The sequence below is a fragment of the Neorhizobium sp. JUb45 genome (genome assembly GCF_004343585.1).
Classification (GTDB): Bacteria; Pseudomonadota; Alphaproteobacteria; order Rhizobiales; family Rhizobiaceae; genus Neorhizobium.
The window spans coordinates 622,108-640,589 of record NZ_SLYW01000003.1 but is presented as its reverse complement, the minus strand read 5'-3'; the positions used below and the strand labels follow the sequence as shown (position 1 = coordinate 640,589).

Here is an 18,482-nt window from a genome sequence, read left to right as displayed (position 1 = left end):
GCCTGACAATGATTTGGATATGCCAGCGGTCGCTTAATTAGGGTTCTGATCCGGTGCGGCCAGAGTGGATGGGCGCTTTTCCGGGGAATGCGAAAACCAGCGTGACACGCGGCGGCCCATGCCATCGAGATAGGTCAGCACCACCGGCACGAAGACCAGTGTCAGCAGCGTCGAGGAGATCAGCCCGCCGATCACCGCATGCGCCATCGGAGCGCGCTGTTCGCCGCCTTCGCCCAACCCCAGCGCCATCGGCAGCATGCCGAAAATCATCGCAAGCGTGGTCATGATGATCGGCCGCAGGCGCACCGCGCCGGCATCGGCAAGGCTCTGGCGCAGGGTCTTGCCATCGCGCACGCCGAGATTGGAGTAATCGACCAGCAGGATGGCGTTCTTGGTGACGAGGCCCATCAGCATGATGAAGCCGATCATGGAAAACATGTTGAGCGTCGAGCCGGTGAACAACAGCCCGAGCAACACGCCGATCAGCGATAGCGGCAGCGTCATCATGATGGCGATCGGCTGGATGAACGAGCCGAACTGCGAAGCGAGGATGATGTAGATGAAGATGACGGCGAGTACGAGCGACTGCACGGCATACCCCATGCTCTCGGCAAGGTTTTCCGCATCGCCGCCAAACGAGATGCGGTAGCCGACGGGGATATCCATCTTGGCGATGGCGGCATTGAGATCTGTCGTGATGTCACCCAGTGCACGGCCTTCGATATTGCTGGAGATGCGCACTTCGCGCGAAAGATCCTTGCGGGTGATGGAGTCCGGCGCCGTGCTTTCCACCACATCGGCAACCTGATCGAGCAGCACGGTGATCGGCTTGCCGTCGTCATCGGTGCGGCCGGTGGAAATGGTGAGGTTGCGCAGCTGCGCCGCGTCGCGCCGGCCCGTTGCCGGCAGACGGAGCGTCACGTCGTAGGATTCGCCATCCGGCGCATTCCACACAGAGATCGCATCACCGGCCACAAGAGGCCGCAGCGTATCGCCGATCGTGGAGATCGACACGCCGAGATCGCTTGCCGCTTCACGGCGTACCCTGACCGCGATGGTCGGCCGGACGTTCTCAATCGAGGATTCCACTTCCGTTGCGCCCGGAACTGCGGCAAGCGCTGTGGTGATCTGGTCGGAGATGCGGCGCAGTTCCTGATCGCCGTCACCGAGGATCGAAAGCTGCAGCGGTTTCGATGCGCCGCCCATGCCGGAGGACTGGCCAACGGAGATTTCCAACCCGGCAATACGGGCCAGCCGCTGGCGGATCGGATCGATGCTCTGTGCCGTCGTCACGGTGCGGTCGGCATTCGGCACCAGCTGCACGGCGACATTGGCCTGGTTGAAGCCACGCGCGCCGCCGGAATTGATGGTGGAATAGGTGGCCGAGACATAAGGGAATTCACGCAGTGCCTTTTCGACCTGGCTGACCTTCGCGGCCATATAATCGAGGGAGGACCCCTGGGCTGCCTCCAGCGATACGCTGACTTCGCCCTGATCGGCAGGCGGCAGAAATTCGGCGCCGATGCGCGGGATCAGAGCCAGACTTCCGACGAACATGGCGGCAACGATGGCAATCGTCGTCTTGCGGTGGTCGAAGGTCCAGTGGATGAGCGAACGATAACGCCCGGCCAATCCCTCGAACCAGTGATCGAACCGTTCGACGGCGCGGCCGATAAACCCGCGCTTGGCACCCTTCTGGCTTTGCGGATCATGCCAGACGCTCGACAGCATCGGATCAAGTGTGAAGGACACGAACAGCGAGATCATCACTGCTGCGGCGACGGTGACGCCGAATTGCAGGAAGAAGCGGCCGATCAGGCCGCCCATGAAGGCGACAGGCAGAAACACCGCGACGATGCATAGCGTGGTGGCGAGAACGGCAAGGCCGATCTCGTTGGTGCCATCCAGTGCCGCCTTGACGTGGTCCTTGCCCATTTGCAGATGGCGGGTGATGTTTTCACGCACGACGATGGCGTCATCGATGAGAATGCCGATCGACAGGGACAGCGCCATCAGCGTCATCGTGTTGAGGGTGAAGCCGAGCGCATAAATGACCGCGAACGTGCCGATGACGGAGATCGGCAGCGTCAGGCCGGTAATGACGGTGGAGCGCCATGAGTTGAGGAAAACGAAGACGATCAGCACCGTCAGCACGCCGCCTTCGATCAGCGTGCGTTGCACTTCCGAGACCTGCGAGGCAATGGCGCGGGAATTGTCGCGGGTGATGGTGAGCTCGACATTTTCCTTGGCAAGCTCGGTGTTGAGAGTGGTGATTTCCTTGCGCAAGGCCGAAGCCACCTCGACGGTGTTGGCCCCTTGAACCTTGACGATATCGAGACCGAGCGACGGCGCGCCCTGATAGGTAGCGCGGCTGGTGATTTCGGCGCCGGTATCGAGAATGGAAGCGACATCCGAGAGGTAGACGGGATAACCGCCGCTCTGGGCCACGATGATGCTGTTGAAGCCCGCGGCATCGGGAATGCGGCCTTCGACGGTGACGATGCGCTGGTTGATGCCGGAGATCAGTGTGCCGGCGGCGCGGTCCTGATTTTCGCGGCGAATGGCATCCATAATCGTCGAAACGCTGACGCCATAAGCCTCCAGCCGGTCGGGATCGACCACCACGAGGACCTGCCGCTCGCTGCCGCCGACCAGTGAAATCTGGCCGACACCGCCGATGACGCTCAGCCGGTTGGTGATGACGCGGTTGGCAAGCGTGGTGATTTCCGAAAGCGTGCGGGTGGGGGAGGAGGCAGCGATCGACAGGATCGGCTGGTCATCCGGGTTGAAGCGGGTGACCTGCGGCGTGTCGACTTCGTCCGGAAAAGTGGCTTCCAGACGCGCCACGCGGTCCCGCACTTCCTGCGCGGCCACTTGGCTGTCCACGTCGAGTTCGAACTGCACGACGACGATCGAACGGCCCTCGTAGGATTCCGAGGTGATCGTATCGATGCCGCCGATGGTGTTGAGCGAGGATTCGATCGGCCGTGACACTTCGCTTTCCACCGAGGCCGGCGAGGCGCCGGTATAGGTGGTGGCGACGACGACGATAGGAAGGTCGGTTTCCGGGAACTGGTCGACCCCGAGGCGCGAATAGGAGAACAGGCCAACCACGAGGATCGTCACCATCATCATGGTGGCGAAAACGGGGTGACCGACGCTGATGCGGGTGAGAAACATATCAGAGGCCCTCGACGCTGACGGCGGTGCCGGCGACCAGGTCCGGCAGCGGCGCCGTGACGATCGTTTCGCCTTCGGTCACGCCCGACACTTCCACGAGGTTGCGGTCCGTCCAGCTCGTGCCGAGATTGACGGGTTGGCGGCGCAGCGCATTGCCGTCCACCTTCAGCACAAAAGTGCCGTCGCCGTCATGCCGGATCGCAGCCGTCGGCAAAGCGATCACACCCTTGCGATCATCAACCTTGAGAATGCCGGTGGTGAACATGCCACCACGCAGCAGGCCCTCATTGTTGTCGATGGCGACGAAAACGCGCACGGCGCGCGAACCGGCAACGGCGGTCGGCGAGATGCGCATCACCTTGCCGGCAAATGTGCGGCCGGCGAAACCTTCGACCGAAAGCTCGACCGGCTGTTCCAGCTGCACAAGCGGGATGCGGCTGGTCGGCACGCCGGCATCGACCTCCATGCGGCTGAGATCGACGATCGTCATCAGCTCGGTGTTGAGCGCAACGGTCTGGCCCTGCTCGACCGGGCGGGCGGACACGACACCGTCGAATTCGGCGCGCAGTTCGGCATAGGCTAGCGAGCGTTCGGAATCGGCGACCTCCGCCTGTTTCGAGCGCAGCTGCGCGCGCAGGTTCAACAGGTTGGCGCGCGCCTCCAGCCGGGTGGCGTCCGATGCGGCGCCACGCTCTCCCAGTGCCGTGTTGCGTTCAAGCACGGATTCGGCCAGCTCGACCTGGGCATTCAGCGCATCGACCTCTGCCTTGCGGGCGGTGACGGCCGAGGCCAGTCCCTCGGTGTCGAACCGCACCAGCAGATCGCCGGCCTTGACGACGTCGCCGATCTGCACGGGCAGTTCAACGATGGTGGAAGAGACCCGCGATGTCAGCGTCGACCGGCGGATCGGCGTCAGCGAGCCGGCGATGCGCACTTCCGTTGCGATATCCTGCCGGACAGCCTTGCTGACATCGACCGGGGCAAGTTCCAGCGGCCCTTCCAGTTTTGCCGGCTGTTGCGCGCTGGCACCGCCTGCCACCAACACAAGGCCGATGACGGCGACGGTTGCCAATCTGCTGAAGCTCGAAATGCCCTTGGTCGTCATGGTTTGTCCCTTTCAGGGTCATTGCCGGGTCGGTGCGCCGAAAACGTTGGGCGTGACCGGATCGCAAATGGGTAAAGTGCTGGCCTTGCGGATTGCCTGTGCAAGCTCGTGAACGACCTGCTCGGTGGTGAATTTCTGGCCGTGTTCAATGGAGGCGATGCTGATCGTTTCGTCGATCATCCGCATCGCCGCAGCAACGGTCGCGGCGCATAAGCGAACATCGAAATCCTTCTTCGATCGATCGAGCCGATCGGCAACGACGTCGATCATGTCCTGTTCGACCCGGTAACAGGCAAACAGCCAGACGGCGCGCAATGCCGGTTCCGTCGCCATCCGGGTGAGAAGCCGCACCACCAGAACGCCGTCGGCAATGTCTTGAGGCGATGCGTCATCGAGCCGGCAGCATTCATAGAGATGCGCTTCGATCGACACATTGCGGGGCCATTGCCGCAGCTTGGCGTGAAAGCGCAGGGCGGTGGATAAAAACAGCGGTTCGACGCAGCTTTCCTTCGAGGCGAAGTAGCGCCAGATGGTGCGTTCCGACAGGCCGGCAGCATTGGCGATCTGTGCGCCACTCGTGGCCGCCAATCCATTTTCCACGAACAGGCGGGCAGCATGGCGCGCTACGGTCAGACGGGCATCTTCGCGGCGACTGCTCATATCCTCTCCCAACCGGAACAAATCAGTTGTCGGTTTATGGCAATTATTATGGCAGTTAGTGACAATTTTGAGGCGTGATGCGACGCAGGGTATCGGCTCCGGCATGTCCGGCGGTTGGTCAGGCTCGGTTTCGGTTTTACACCCAGAAATGGTTTTTCGCCTTCCGTGCCCGATTGCTACGTGTTTTCAGTGGATCGTCGTCCCTCGCCTGTATTGATGTTTGATCTCGATCAAATCCGCCGAATTGAATAGAATTACGAATATCTCTGCAAATTTTAGACTGGGTGGGAGGTTTATATTGCTGGATATTTTCTATGCGCGATCAGGATGTTTCTTCCAAAAAGCAATTTTCGCTCGAGCGCGAAATTCCACTCGACTTTGCCGAGCTGTTTTTCTCCCGCACGGATGAGCGGGGAAAGATACAGGCCGGCAACACGGTCTTTCAGAAGATCAGCGGTTTCTGCTGGCAGGAGCTTCTTGGAAAGCCCCACAATATCGTTCGCCACCCGGATATGCCGCGCGCCGTGTTTCAGCTTCTGTGGGATCGGTTGCGTCAGAACAGGCCGACTGGCGCCTATGTGAAAAACCGCGCCAAGGACGGGCGTTATTACTGGGTCTACGCGATCATTTCGCCGATCGCGGCGGGATATATGTCGGTGCGCATGAAACCGAGCAGCGCGCTCCTGCCCATCGTATTGCGCGAATATGCGGATCTGTTGAAAGCGGAGGAGACCGAGGGCCTGTCTCCATCGCAGAGTGCGCAGCGTTTGCTGCAAAGGCTCTCTGCCCTCGGCTTTTCGAGCTATGATGGTTTCATGGGAGCCAGCCTGACGGCGGAACTGGCAAGCCGCTCCGGGCATCTGCAAAAGGATGCACATCCCGCCGTGGCGCTTTATGGTCAGCTGATGTCGGCATCGAAACTGCTGCTGGAAGCGGCGTCCACCATCGCCGCGGGTTATCAGAGATACCGTTTTGTGCCGCTGAACCTCACCGTGCAGGCAAGCCGGCTCGGCGATACCGGCAAGGCGATCAGCACGATTTCCAACAATTACGAGGAATTGTCCGGGCAGATCCGACTGGGGCTCGACAAGTTCATCGCTGCGACCGAGCGCGTGTCGCAGGCAGTCCATCAGGGTGCCTTCCTTCTTGCGACGTCGGAAATTCAGGATGAAATCGCCACTATATTCGACGGCGAGCGTCCTCTCCCGTATTTCGATCATGTTTCGGAAGCCGCGCTGCTGAAGCAACAGCGAGACCGCTACCGTCAGGATGCGGTGCGCACCGTTTTTGATGTCCAGCGCGAAGTGCGCCGCTTTGCCGAGGAGGTTTTTGAGATAAAGCGGCTGAGCGCCGGCCTCGCTGCGATCAGGGTGATGGGCAAGGTCGAGGCGGGTTATCTGGAAACGGCAGTGCTGTCCGATCTGCTGGCCGATTTGCAGGCCTTTCAGGACATATTGCGCAGCGGTCTGGATGACATCCTCAGCCTGAATGACGTCGTCAAGGTCGGCGTCGCGCAGCTGACCTTCGGCAAGCCGCTGTTTGAGGAAATCTAGTGCGGTTTCTGTTGACGGATCTGTGTATCGGTTCGACTTGCATCCGAACGTTTTGACATGTGTGTCGCAGCGACAACCGTGTAAACCAAACGCATGACTGCCTATTTCAGCCTGTTCATCGCCGCGCTCGTTGCCGCCACCATTTTTCCGGCCCAGTCCGAAGCGGTGTTGGTCGGCCTGATCGTCACCGGAGAATATTCGGTGTGGTTGCTCGTTGTCGTCGCCTCGGTGGGCAATGTTCTGGGGTCCATCGTCAATTGGCTTTTGGGCCGTGGCGTCGAGCGGTTTCGTGATCGCCGCTGGTTTCCGCTCAGGCCAAAAGCTCTCGAAAAGGCGCAAGCCTGGTATCGACTTTATGGAAAATGGTCGCTGCTGGCCAGCTGGTTGCCGATCGTCGGCGATCCTCTGACGCTTGTTGCCGGCGTGATGAAAGAGCCGCTGCCGGTTTTCATCCTTCTGGTCACGATTGCCAAGACGGCGCGTTACGCCATTCTTGCCGCCATCACGGTCGGCCTTGTCTGACTTGTTCGACCAGTAGCGCATGCTCCTTGCCGACGCCAAAATTCCAACCTGCATCGGCGCCGTCTTGCTTTCCGCCTGACAATCATCAGTTATGACTGCTTGCGAAGTGCATAGCGGGAGGCATCATGCAAACTGTGCTGGACGAGGTGGAGCGTCGTCGTGCCGAAGCGCGGCTGGGCGGCGGCGAGAAGCGTATTGCGGCTCAGCATGCCAAGGGCAAGCTGACGGCGCGCGAACGCATCGAGGTTCTGCTGGACGAAGGATCGTTCGAAGAATTCGACATGTATGTCACCCATCGCTGCACCGATTTCGGCATGGAAAACCATAAGATCGCCGGCGATGGCGTCGTCACCGGCTGGGGCACGATCAACGGCCGGCAGGTCTATGTTTTCAGCCAGGATTTCACCGTGCTCGGCGGCTCGCTGTCGGAAACCCATGCGCAGAAAATCTGCAAGGTCATGGATATGGCGGTGAAGGTCGGTGCGCCGGTGATCGGCCTCAATGACTCGGGCGGCGCGCGTATTCAGGAAGGTGTTGCTTCGCTTGGCGGTTATGCAGAAGTGTTTCGCCGCAATGCCGAGGCCTCAGGCGTCATCCCGCAGATTTCCGTGATCATGGGCCCATGCGCCGGTGGTGCCGTCTATTCGCCGGCCATGACCGATTTCATCTTCATGGTGCGCGACACCGCCTACATGTTCGTCACCGGCCCGGATGTGGTGAAGACGGTCACCAACGAGATCGTTTCTGCGGAAGATCTGGGCGGCGCTTCCACCCATACGAAAAAATCATCCGTTGCCGATGCCGCCTTCGAAAACGATGTCGAAGCGCTGGAGGCGGTGCGGCAGCTGTTCGACTTTTTGCCGGCTAACAATCGCAGCGGCGTGCCCTCGCGGCCGTTTCACGACGATCCGAACCGCCTTGAAATGCGGCTCGATACGCTGATCCCCGACAGCGCCGCAAAACCCTATGACATGAAGGAACTGATCCTCGCGCTCGCCGATGAGGGCGATTTTTTCGAGATCCAGGAAGCCTTTGCGAAAAACATCATCACCGGCTTCATCAGGCTGGAAGGGCAGACGATCGGTGTCGTCGCCAACCAGCCTATGGTGCTGGCCGGCTGCCTCGATATCGACAGTTCGCGCAAGGCGGCACGGTTCGTGCGTTTCTGCGATGCGTTTTCCATTCCGCTTTTGACGCTGGTGGATGTGCCCGGTTTTCTGCCGGGTGTGGCGCAGGAATATGGTGGCGTCATCAAGCACGGCGCCAAATTGCTGTTCGCCTATTCGGAAGCGACGGTGCCGATGGTGACGTTGATCACGCGTAAAGCCTATGGCGGCGCTTATGACGTGATGGCGTCAAAACATATCGGCGCGGATATCAACTATGCCTGGCCGACGGCCGAGATCGCAGTGATGGGGGCGAAGGGCGCAACCGAAATTCTCTATCGTTCCGAACTCGGCGATGCGGACAAGATTGCCGTGCGCCAGAGCGAATATGAGGCGCGGTTCGCCAACCCGTTCGTGGCGGCCGAACGCGGTTTTATCGATGAGGTGATCATGCCGCATTCCTCACGGCGGCGTATCGCCCGCGCGTTTGCCTTGCTGCGCAACAAGCAGGTGAAAACGCATTGGAAAAAACACGACACGATTCCGCTTTAGAGGAGGCCTGAAATGTTCAAGAAAATCCTCATTGCCAATCGTGGCGAGATCGCCTGCCGGGTTATCAAGACGGCGAAAAAGATGGGCATTGCCACCGTTGCCGTTTATTCGGATGCGGACGCCAATGCGCTGCATGTGGCGCTGGCGGATGAGGCGGTGCATATCGGCCCGGCCGCGTCGAGCCAGTCCTATCTGGTCATCGACAAGATCATCGAGGCGATCGCCAAGACCGGAGCGGACGCCGTGCATCCCGGTTATGGGTTTCTGTCGGAAAATGCGGCTTTTGCGGCAGCGCTGAAAGCGGCGAACGTCGCCTTTATCGGCCCGCCGGTCGGTGCCATCGAGGCGATGGGCGACAAGATAACCTCGAAAAAGATCGCGGCCGATGCCGGTGTTTCCACCGTGCCCGGCCATATGGGGCTGATCGGGGATGCGGATGAGGCCGTGAAGATCGCGACCTCGATCGGTTATCCGGTGATGATCAAGGCCTCTGCCGGTGGTGGCGGCAAGGGCATGCGCATCGCCTGGAATGACGCTGAGGCGCGCGAAGGTTTTCAGTCGTCGAAAAACGAGGCCAGAAACGCCTTTGGCGATGACCGGATTTTCATCGAAAAATTCGTCACTCAACCGCGCCACATCGAAATTCAGGTTCTTGGCGATAACCACGGCACCACGCTTTATCTCGGTGAACGCGAATGCTCGATCCAGCGGCGAAACCAGAAGGTGATCGAGGAAGCGCCATCGCCCTTCCTTGATGAAGCCACGCGAAAAGCCATGGGCGAGCAGGCGGTCAAGCTGGCCAAGGCCGTTGGTTATCACTCGGCCGGCACGGTGGAATTTATCGTCGATGGCGATCGCAATTTCTATTTTCTGGAAATGAACACCCGCCTGCAGGTCGAGCATCCGGTGACGGAACTGGTGACCGGCATCGATCTGGTGGAACAGATGATCCGCGTTGCCGCCGGCGAAAAACTCGGTTTTGGCCAAGACGATATCAAGTTGAATGGCTGGGCGATCGAAAGCCGGCTTTATGCCGAGGATCCCTATCGCAACTTTCTGCCGTCGATCGGCCGGCTGACGCGCTATCGCCCGCCGGCTGAAGGTGCGATGGCCGATGGCACGATCCTGCGCAACGATACCGGCGTGTTCGAAGGCGGCGAGATCTCGATGTATTACGATCCGATGATCGCCAAGCTTTGTACCTGGGCGCCGGGCGAGGGGAATGTGGCCCGTTTGGCCGCTGTCGATGCGATGGCGGAGGCGCTGGATCGTTTCGAGCTGGAGGGGATCGGCCATAACCTGCCATTCCTGTCGGCAGTCATGAGCCAGGAGCGGTTTCGCAGCGGCCGGTTGACGACGGCCTATATCGCGGAAGAATTTCCGGATGGGTTTGACGGTGTCGCACCGAATGATCTGTCATCAAAAAAGCTCGCCACCATCGCGGCCCTCATCAACCGAACGATCCGCCTGAGAGCCGCTGAAATTTCGGGAGTGCTTGCCAATCGCCGGGCTGTTGTCGGAGACGACTGGGTGGTGATGTTGCCGCATGGCGAGGTCGCGCTGTCTCTGAAGGACGGAAGCGACGCGGTGTTTGCCGACGGTTCGTCATTGTCGGTAACCTGCGACTGGTTGCCGGGTCAGACGCTGGCGCAGTGTGTCGTCGGCGGCGAAAGTTTGGCGGTAAAGGTCAATCTTGTCGGCTCGGCGATCCGTCTTCGTGTTCGTGGCATCGATGTTTTGGCACGCGTGCGCTCAAAGCGGGTCGCTGGCCTTGCGCGGCTGATGCCGGTCAAGCTGCCGCCGGATACGTCTAAAATGTTGTTGTGCCCGATGCCGGGCGTGGTCACATCGATCACCGTTCAGGCCGGTGATGCGGTGGAAGCCGGCCAACCGCTCGTCTCGGTCGAGGCGATGAAGATGGAAAACGTGTTGAAGGCCGAGCGCAGGGGCGTGGTCAAACACGTCGCCGCCGAGCTTGGCCAAAGTCTCGCGACCGACGATCTGATCATGGAATTCGAGTGACGGTTTGGCGGATATGGAAACGGCGGGACGCTTTCGCTGTCCCGCCGTCTCGTTGTTTCAGATGAATTCCGAAAGGATCAGAATTCTTCCCAGTTGTCGGTGGCGGCTGCCGTTGCCGCACCGCCGCGGCCGGTAAAGGCCTGGGCGATCTTGCCGACCATGCCGCGCGCCGGCGAGGCTTTTGGTGTCGAGCGGGGCGAAGCGGCCATGACGGCAGCGGTCTGGCGCAGGGCCGATGCCGGATTTGTCGAGGCGGCATTCTGGCCAAGCTGGAACTGGCTGATCAGCTCGCGCAGGCGTCCGGCTTCGGTGGCAAGCGTCGCGCCGGCAGCATTGGCTTCTTCCACCATGGCTGCGTTCTGCTGGGTCACCTGGTCCATCTGGTTGACGGCCGTGTTGACTTCCGACAGGCCGACCGACTGTTCGCGCGAGGATGTGGCGATCGAGTCCATATGCTGGTTGATCGTGACGATATGTGACTCGATGGTGCGCAATGCCTCACCAGTCTCCCGCACCAGCTTGACGCCGGTGCCGACCTCGATCGAGGATTTGCCGATCAGGTCCTTGATTTCCTTTGCGGCATTGGCCGAACGCTGGGCGAGTTCGCGCACTTCCTGGGCGACGACGGCAAAACCCTTGCCGGCTTCGCCTGCACGCGCTGCCTCGACACCGGCATTCAGAGCAAGCAGGTTGGTCTGGAAAGCGATGTCATCGATGACGCCGATGATGTTGGAAATCTGGCCGGACGATTCTTCGATGCGACCCATTGCCTGCACGGCATTGGCAACGACGGCACCCGACTGGCGAGCACTTTCATTGGCCTGGATTGCCACCGTGCGGGCCTCTTCGGCGCGCTTGGAGGAATTGGAGACGTTGACGGTGATCTGGTCGAGGGCGGCGGCCGTCTCTTCCAGCGAGGCGGCCTGCTGTTCGGTACGCTTGGAAAGGTCGTCGGCACTCTGGCTGACCTCGCGCGAACCGCTGTCGATGGCGCTGGTTGCCTGGGCAACCGAGCCGAGTGTGCCGCGCAGCTGGCTGACGGCGGCGTTGAAATTGGCACGCAGGCTTTCGAAGTCCTCGGCGAACGGACGGTCAAGCTGGTAGGCGAGATTGCCAGCGGACAGATGCTGCAGGCCAGTGGCCAGGCCATTGGTGGCTTCCGCCATCTGCTCTGCACGCAAGCGCGCTTCCTCGGCATTCTGGCGGCGCTGCTCTTCGGTCATGTTGCGCTGCTCGTCGGCCTGGCGCTCCAGTTCCTTGGTTTTCAGGGCATTGTCCTTGAACACCTGAACGGCGCGGGCCATGGCACCGGTTTCATCCGGGCGGCTTTCACCTTCCACCTGCGCATTCAGATCACCGGCGGCGAGGCGTCCCATCGTCGAGGTCAGGCGACCGATGGCATTGCCGAGCGATTTGGCAAACAGGAAAAATGCGGTCAGCGCGATGATCGAAGTTGCGAGGGTCACGCCGAGCATGGTCCACAATGCGCTGCGGGCTGCAGCGGCAATCTCGGTCGTGTCGGTGCCGATTTCGAAAACGCCGATCTTGTCGCCGGAGAAGGACTTGAACGGAACGGCTTTGACGAGCATGTCGCGGCCGCCAAGCGTTGCAGGTTCAAAAACCTCTTTCCCGTCGAATGCAGCCTGAATGGTTTCTGCCGGCAGGAATGGATTGCCGCCCTGCGTCGAGGACTGGTTGGTCAGCTTGCCTTCCTGCGTAACATTCACCGAAATCTCGGCGCCAAGGCGGTTGGCGAGCGGGTTAAAATAGGCATTGGAGAGTTCCGTGCCGATATCCACGACGCCGACAACGGTTCCGTCAACGATGACAGGGGCGACGGCGTAGATGCCGATGCCGTTCTTGCCGGGTTCGATACCGGCGGCAAGCTTGCCAGTCGAAACGGCGGCCTGGATCGTCTTGCGGCGGCCGATAACGTTGTCGCCGAATTTTTCCGGCGAATGTATACGGGCGACGATATCGCCCTTGGCATTGCCGATGGTGATGATCTGCAGTCCGCCGACCTCCTTCATCGTTGCCATGTTCTTGGAGAACTTGTTCAGCAATGCCTGGCGGTCATTATTGGCAATATAACCGGCAAGATCGGGCTCTCCCGAAAGTGTCAGCGCCAGTGCGGAAGCAGAGCGCTGGATTGCCGCCATATCTGTCTGGATGACTTCGAGATCACTGGCCGCCTTGCTGTAAAGCGCCTTGTCGCTCATGTCGGCCTGACGGTACCAGGCAAGTCCGCCGATAGCGGCGCTGGCGAAAAGCACGGCAGCAAAGCCGTAGCCGGTGATCTTTATCCACAGCGGGCTTCTTATGTTGGTATCGGTCATTACACTGAATATCCTAGTACAGCGGAGCGAAAGACGTTGTTCTCCGTGGACCATTCGTCAAAATATTCAATTTTAGATAAATTTCACTTATCAAGAAGATTAAATTAAAATATAAACTCGACTACCGGTTGCGATATTGTATGTGACTTGCAAATGCCACAATCTTACGTGTTATTTTGTGTCAGTATTTTTCTGACAGCAAGGTATATCCTATGGTTGCATTGCAGATGACGCGGCGCTTTCTGATGTCGGGTTTGGTTGCCGCAACCATGCTTCCGTCTCGTGTCACTGCTGCCGGCTTTACTGTGCCGGACAGCCTGCCGGCGGAAAAGCAGGACTATTCCATCGCCCGGCAAGGATTTCGCACGCATCTGCTGCGCCGGGGCCCGTCACCGGAAAAATCCGCAGCGCTCGGCACACCGCCCGGCGCCCGCACGGTGACGTATCCGGGTGGTCCGCACGGCTCGATCGAACTGATCGCCTGGCTGTCGGAATATCAGCCATCATCGAGGTTGAAGCCGGCCGTGCTGTTTCTTCACGGTGGCAATGCCACCGGCGATGGCCATTGGGCGCTGATGAAGGCCTATTGGGAGGCCGGTTTTATTGTGCTGCATCCATCTTTCCGCGGGGAGAACGGACAGGCCGGCAATTATTCCGGTTTTTATGATGAGACGGCGGATGCGCTTGCTGCCGCCAGCTACCTGGAAAACCTGGCCGGCGTGGATCGTAATCGTCTTTTTATCGCCGGCCATTCGAATGGCGGCACGCTGTCGCTTCTGGCTGCAATGACGCGAAAATTCCGGGCGGCGGCGCCGATTTCAGCGGGCGTCAATTCCTGGCGCTATTTTCACCGCTATTCGGATGAAATGCCGTTTGACGGCTCGAACCCGCGAGAATTCATCATGCGCTCCTCGGTCTGTTTCGGGTCGAGCCTGAAATGCCCGACGCTGCTTTTGCGTGGCAGCGAGGAGCGTCCGTTCGATGCCGACCACGAATTGCTGATGGCGCGGGTGCGGGACGCGAAGATGCCGATCGACAAGATTCTGCTGCCCGGCAATCACACTGGCGTGGTGCCGGGCGCGGTGGTGGAAAGCATTCGCTTCTTTAATCAGTTCGCTTAGAGCGATTGGACTGCTGATCAGATCGCGCCGAACAACAGCGATCGATGCAGGCCGGCGCCGGCCAGATTGCCGTCTCCGACAGCCAGTGCCACGGAGGCCATCGGACGCGCCGCATCCCCGCAGGCAAAGACGCCGGCCATGCTGGTTTCCTTCATCGGGTCCGTCCTGATCACCGAACCGACCGGGTTTTCTTCGAGTTGCAGGCCGAGTTGATGCGCCAGCGGGCTGGCCAGTTCGAAGCGGGCCAGCGCGAAAAGGCCGGCGAAGGAGAGGATGCGGCCATCTTTAAGGCGAATGTCCGCATGTCCGGTGATTTCTTCGATCGGGTTGCGCTCGAGTGTGACGCCGCGTGCATCGAGGTTTTTCAGCTGTTCGGCGTCGGGTTCGAAGGCATTGTTGATGAGAAATGTCGTCGGCCCCCAGTCGGGCAGCATCAGCGCGTGATGCATGGAAAGATCCGAACCGGCGATGACGCCGATCTGCCCCTGATTGAGTTCGTAACCGTGGCAATAGGGGCAGTGAAACACCGCCTTGCCCCAGCGTTCCTCCAGCCCGGCAATGTCCGGCAGGATGTCGCGCACGCCGGTCGCCAGCAGCAATCGTCGCGACAGGTGGCGCTGGCCGGCAGTGGTGACGGCAAAGCCTGTTTCTGTGCGCTCTGCTGTTTCGGCACGGCCGGCAAGCCAGTTTATGGTCGGGTATTCCATGACCTGCGCCCGCGCTTCCGCTGCGATCACCGCCGGATCGATACCGTCCTGTGTCAGAAAACCGTGTGAGCGGGCGGCAAAGCGGTTGCGGCGCTTGCCCTCGTCGATGATCAGCACATCGCGACGGGCACGACCAAGCTGCAAGGCGGCGGAAAGGCCGGCATAACTGCCGCCGACAATGATGACGTCATGGATGTGATCGCTCATGGCATGCTCCCGTGAAGTTTCGAAACAACATAAGTTACGTGAAATTACGAAGTCAATAGTCACGCAACTTTTGTTGTGACGAGTGATGGCCGGCCATGGTATTGGCAGGGAGAGAAAACAGGCCCGATGGGCGGATAGGGATGAAATGCGACAGGACAGCCGGCTTTCACGCATGTTGCATGTGCTGATCCACATGGGCCATCACGACGGTGCGTTGACGTCGGATATGATCGCAAAAATGCTGGACACCAATCCGGTGGTTATCCGCCGCACGATGGCGGGCCTGCGGGAAAAAGGCTATGTTGCCTCGGAAAAAGGACATGGCGGCGGCTGGACCCTGTCCCGTCCGCTTTCCGAACTGACGCTGCTCGATATCTATCGCGCCGTCGGCGAGCCTTCGGTCTTCGCTGTTGGTCCGGCCTACGATATGCCCGGCTGTGTGATCGAACAGGGCGTCAACGCGACGCTGAAGGATGTTTTTGCCGAGGCGGAGCAGTTGCTGTTGAAGCGTTTTGCCGGTGTGACGCTGGCCGATATCGCGCCCGATTTTGCGCCTCCTGCCGCCAAAAACGAGGCTGAAGCCAAAGGATGCCGCAGCGACTGATGGCATGATTGGACATTCGTTGCTGCCATCACAAAAAATCTCCAGCTTCGCGCCAGTTGCGATGTCTAGTTTGACCGCGACGTCATCTGCCGGAAGCGGTTCTGCCCATGTCCTTGTCTCATCTGCCTCTTCGCCGCGTGTTCGTGCTTGCCACGACATTGTTCGCGACCACCAGCCTTTCCGGCTGCCTGTTCGTTACCGACACGACGCTGATGGATCCGGCCGTTTTCGTGCAGCAGACCGCTCCAGTCTTTGCCGTTCCCGAATATGCGGACCCACCGAGCAACAATCCACCGCCGATGCCCGGGGCCATTCCGCATAAACGCCAGCTCTACCCGACCGATTTCCACCAGACCTATGGTCTGCCTGTGTCCAACCCGGTGCATCGCACGATGTATGAGGTGATGCGCGACGAGGGCCATACGCTGCCGGCCATCCCCACTTCGCGTGTCGACCAGCGTTACCTGAGGCAGGAAGTCTCCTACCAGACAGCGGAAGCGCCGGGCACGATCGTCGTCGATACCAAGGCGCATTTCCTCTATCTCGTGCAGGAAAACGGCAAGGCGATGCGTTATGGCGTCGGCCTCGGCAAGGCCGGTTATGGCTGGACCGGCCGTGGCACTGTACAGTGGAAAGCCAAATGGCCGCGCTGGACGCCGCCGGAAGACATGGTTGCCCGCCAACCGGATCTGCGCCAGTTTGCAGCCTCCGAAGGTGGCGCGACACCTGGCCTCAACAATCCGCTCGGCGCACGCGCCATGTATATCTACAAGGACGGCAAGGACACGCTTTACCGCGTCCACGGCACGCCGGACTGGCAATCGGTCGGCAAGGCGACGTCTTCCGGCTGCGTTCGCATGTTCAACCAGGACGTCATCGATCTCTATAACCGCATTCCGGCCAAGACCACGATCGTGGTGATCTGATCACGGTCACGGAAAATGTCGTGGCGATCACGGCAAAGTTCTGAGCCTTTGCGTGGCCGGACAGCCGCGACCGGCCTATTGTTCCTGACAGACGACAAGCGGCCTGATCCGTCCGGAACGAGCGTGTGGAACAAATCTTCACGATCCTCGTTTAAGCCGGTCCCGCCTGACGTCGAAAGCCGCCGACGCGGCCTGATGTCCTGTAACGAAGTCGAAACGGCCCCCATGACAGACACGATGCTCTCCCGCCGCAACCTGCTCAGCCTGATGGCTGTCGGTACGGCTTCAACTCTGGCCAGCTGCGCCTCCTCCGGCCCGGTCACCCGTGGTTACACCATCACCTATCGCGACAATGCCACGCAGGTGGTCGATCCGTCGCTTGGCGTTGGCAATAGCGAACTCGACGTCATGTACGGCCAGATCGCCGATGGCGGGTTCGTCATCCCTGCCGTGCCTTATCAGAAAATTCCGCCGCGCTTTTATCGCCAGCGCGTGTCGAATACGACCGGCCAACCGGCCGGCACAGTTGTCGTCGATACGCAGTCGCGCTTCCTTTACCTCACCGAACCGGGCGGCACTGCCATGCGTTACGGCGTCGGCATCGGCCGGCAGGGATTTGCCTGGCAGGGCGAGGGCGTCATCCAGTGGCGTCAGCGCTGGCCGAAATGGACGCCGCCGGACGAAATGATCGCCCGCCAGCCGGAACTCGTCTCTTATTCCGCCAAGAATGGCGGCATGTCGCCGGGCCTCAAGAACCCGCTCGGCGCCCGTGCGCTCTATATCTTCCAGAATGGCCAGGACACGCTTTATCGCCTGCACGGCTCGCCGGAATGGAATTCGATCGGCAAGGCGGTATCGTCCGGCTGCGTACGCCTGATGAACCAGGACATTATCGACCTCTTCGACCGCGTGCCGGAAAAGGCGCGCGTGGTGGTCTGGCAGTAAAATTTTCGGTCGGGCGGGAAAAATCTCGCCCGGTCCCTCACATCTTCAGAGCGGCAATCAGCGCCCTCAGCGCCGGTGGCGATTGTCGCCGGCTGGGATGATAGAGGTGGAAACCCGGAAATGTCGGGCACCAGTCGGCCAGAACCTGCACCAGTGCGCCTGACGCAATTTCGTCGGCGACATCGTGCTCCATGATATAGCCCAATCCGGCACCGGCGCGAACGGCTGCCGCCGGCAGGTCGCCGTCATTGGCCACCAATGGTCCGCTGGTGCGGATCCTGATCTCCTTGCCGTCCTTTTCGAATTCCCATGGCAGAAGCCCGCCTGATGTCGTCAGCCGGTAGCCGATACAGGCGTGACGCTCCAGATCGTATGGCGTCAACGGCGGCGGAAAACGTTCGAAATAGGAGGGCGTGCCAACCACCACCGTGCGCAGATCCGGCCCGAGCTTGATAGCGATCATGTCCTTGTCGACGGATTCTCCCAGCCGAATGCCGGCATCGAAACCGGATGCCACGATATCGGTCAGCCCGTCGTTGATGTCGACCTCGACGCGCACATCCGGATGCGCCAGCAGAATGGCCGGCAGTTTCGGCAAAAGCACCATGCGCGCAGCATAGGCGAAAGTGGTGATACGCACCGTGCCGGAGGGGTTGTCGCGCCATTCCGCCAGCGCCTCCAACCCGTTGTCGATTTCCGTCAGTGCCGGAGTGAGCGATTGCAGCAGCCGCTCACCCGCCTCTGTCGGTGCCACGCTGCGCGTCGTGCGGGCCAGAAGCCGCACGCCCAGCCGCTCCTCCAGCCCGCGCATGGCGTGGCTGAGCGCCGAAGGCGACATGCCGAGAATGGCAGCGGCGCGGGTAAAACTGCGTTCGCGCGCCACCATCGCGAATGCCATTAGATCATTGAGCTGACTGCGTTCCATTCATGCATTCT

14 protein-coding genes are annotated in these 18,482 nt (G+C 60.3%); 8 read left to right on the top strand and 6 right to left on the bottom strand.

Annotated elements, in window-relative coordinates; translation table 11 throughout:
- Nucleotides 1-33: 33 nt before the first annotated feature.
- From EDF70_RS15500 to EDF70_RS15490, 3 genes are read right to left on the bottom strand one after another with little or no spacing between them, the layout of a single operon-like run.
- The gene (locus tag EDF70_RS15500) at nt 34-3,180 is read right to left on the bottom strand and encodes an efflux RND transporter permease subunit (RefSeq protein ID WP_132275109.1); all 3,147 of its coding nucleotides are present in this window, start codon (nt 3,178-3,180) and stop codon (nt 34-36) included.
- 1 nt (nt 3,181) lies between these two features.
- Complete coding sequence (locus EDF70_RS15495) at nt 3,182-4,285, bottom strand: efflux RND transporter periplasmic adaptor subunit (protein WP_132275107.1); 1,104 nt, start codon at nt 4,283-4,285, stop codon at nt 3,182-3,184.
- Between the two features lie 18 nt (nt 4,286-4,303).
- Complete coding sequence (locus tag EDF70_RS15490; protein WP_165932041.1) at nt 4,304-4,945, bottom strand: TetR/AcrR family transcriptional regulator; 642 nt, start codon at nt 4,943-4,945, stop codon at nt 4,304-4,306.
- A gap of 314 nt (nt 4,946-5,259) precedes the next feature.
- Here EDF70_RS15490 and EDF70_RS15485 point away from each other — a divergent pair, with 314 nt between their 5' ends.
- The 4 genes from EDF70_RS15485 (at nt 5,260) to EDF70_RS15470 (ending at nt 10,700) form a co-directional block, all read left to right on the top strand.
- Nucleotides 5,260-6,498: a PAS domain-containing protein gene (locus EDF70_RS15485; RefSeq protein WP_132275101.1), complete on the top strand. Its 1,239-nt coding sequence runs from the start codon at nt 5,260-5,262 to the stop codon at nt 6,496-6,498.
- 93 nt (nt 6,499-6,591) lie between these two features.
- Nucleotides 6,592-7,020, top strand: coding sequence for a YqaA family protein (locus tag EDF70_RS15480; protein WP_132275099.1), 429 nt, complete (start codon nt 6,592-6,594; stop codon nt 7,018-7,020).
- 125 nt (nt 7,021-7,145) lie between these two features.
- Entirely contained in the window at nt 7,146-8,678 is a 1,533-nt protein-coding gene (locus tag EDF70_RS15475; RefSeq protein WP_132275096.1) for an acyl-CoA carboxylase subunit beta, read from the top strand.
- A 12-nt stretch (nt 8,679-8,690) separates the two neighbouring features.
- Nucleotides 8,691-10,700 (top strand): acetyl/propionyl/methylcrotonyl-CoA carboxylase subunit alpha, encoded by a 2,010-nt coding sequence (locus EDF70_RS15470; protein WP_132275093.1) that lies wholly within the window; start codon nt 8,691-8,693, stop codon nt 10,698-10,700.
- A 77-nt stretch (nt 10,701-10,777) separates the two neighbouring features.
- On the opposite strand, the gene EDF70_RS15465 is transcribed toward EDF70_RS15470, so the two are convergent.
- Nucleotides 10,778-13,036, bottom strand: coding sequence for a methyl-accepting chemotaxis protein (locus EDF70_RS15465; RefSeq protein ID WP_132275090.1), 2,259 nt, complete (start codon nt 13,034-13,036; stop codon nt 10,778-10,780).
- Nucleotides 13,037-13,248: 212 nt separating this feature from the next.
- Here EDF70_RS15465 and EDF70_RS15460 point away from each other — a divergent pair, with 212 nt between their 5' ends.
- Entirely contained in the window at nt 13,249-14,157 is a 909-nt protein-coding gene (locus EDF70_RS15460; protein ID WP_132275088.1) for a prolyl oligopeptidase family serine peptidase, read from the top strand.
- A gap of 17 nt (nt 14,158-14,174) precedes the next feature.
- On the opposite strand, the gene EDF70_RS15455 is transcribed toward EDF70_RS15460, so the two are convergent.
- Nucleotides 14,175-15,071 carry an NAD(P)/FAD-dependent oxidoreductase gene (locus EDF70_RS15455; RefSeq protein WP_132275085.1) on the bottom strand — a complete coding sequence of 299 codons (897 nt, stop codon included), beginning with the start codon at nt 15,069-15,071 and terminating at the stop codon, nt 14,175-14,177.
- Nucleotides 15,072-15,216: 145 nt separating this feature from the next.
- On the opposite strand from EDF70_RS15455, the gene EDF70_RS15450 reads away from it, so the two are divergent.
- The 3 genes from EDF70_RS15450 to EDF70_RS15440 all read left to right on the top strand — a co-directional run bounded on the left by EDF70_RS15450 (nt 15,217) and on the right by EDF70_RS15440 (nt 17,546).
- Nucleotides 15,217-15,675, top strand: a complete 459-nt coding sequence (locus EDF70_RS15450; protein WP_132275082.1) for an Rrf2 family transcriptional regulator — start codon at nt 15,217-15,219, stop codon at nt 15,673-15,675.
- 107 nt (nt 15,676-15,782) lie between these two features.
- Nucleotides 15,783-16,601, top strand: a complete 819-nt coding sequence (locus EDF70_RS15445) for a L,D-transpeptidase (RefSeq protein WP_132275080.1) — start codon at nt 15,783-15,785, stop codon at nt 16,599-16,601.
- A 225-nt stretch (nt 16,602-16,826) separates the two neighbouring features.
- Nucleotides 16,827-17,546 (top strand): L,D-transpeptidase, encoded by a 720-nt coding sequence (locus tag EDF70_RS15440; RefSeq protein WP_165932040.1) that lies wholly within the window; start codon nt 16,827-16,829, stop codon nt 17,544-17,546.
- 37 nt (nt 17,547-17,583) lie between these two features.
- On the opposite strand, the gene EDF70_RS15435 is transcribed toward EDF70_RS15440, so the two are convergent.
- Nucleotides 17,584-18,471 (bottom strand): LysR family transcriptional regulator, encoded by an 888-nt coding sequence (locus EDF70_RS15435; RefSeq protein ID WP_132275075.1) that lies wholly within the window; start codon nt 18,469-18,471, stop codon nt 17,584-17,586.
- Nucleotides 18,472-18,482: the final 11 nt, after the last annotated feature.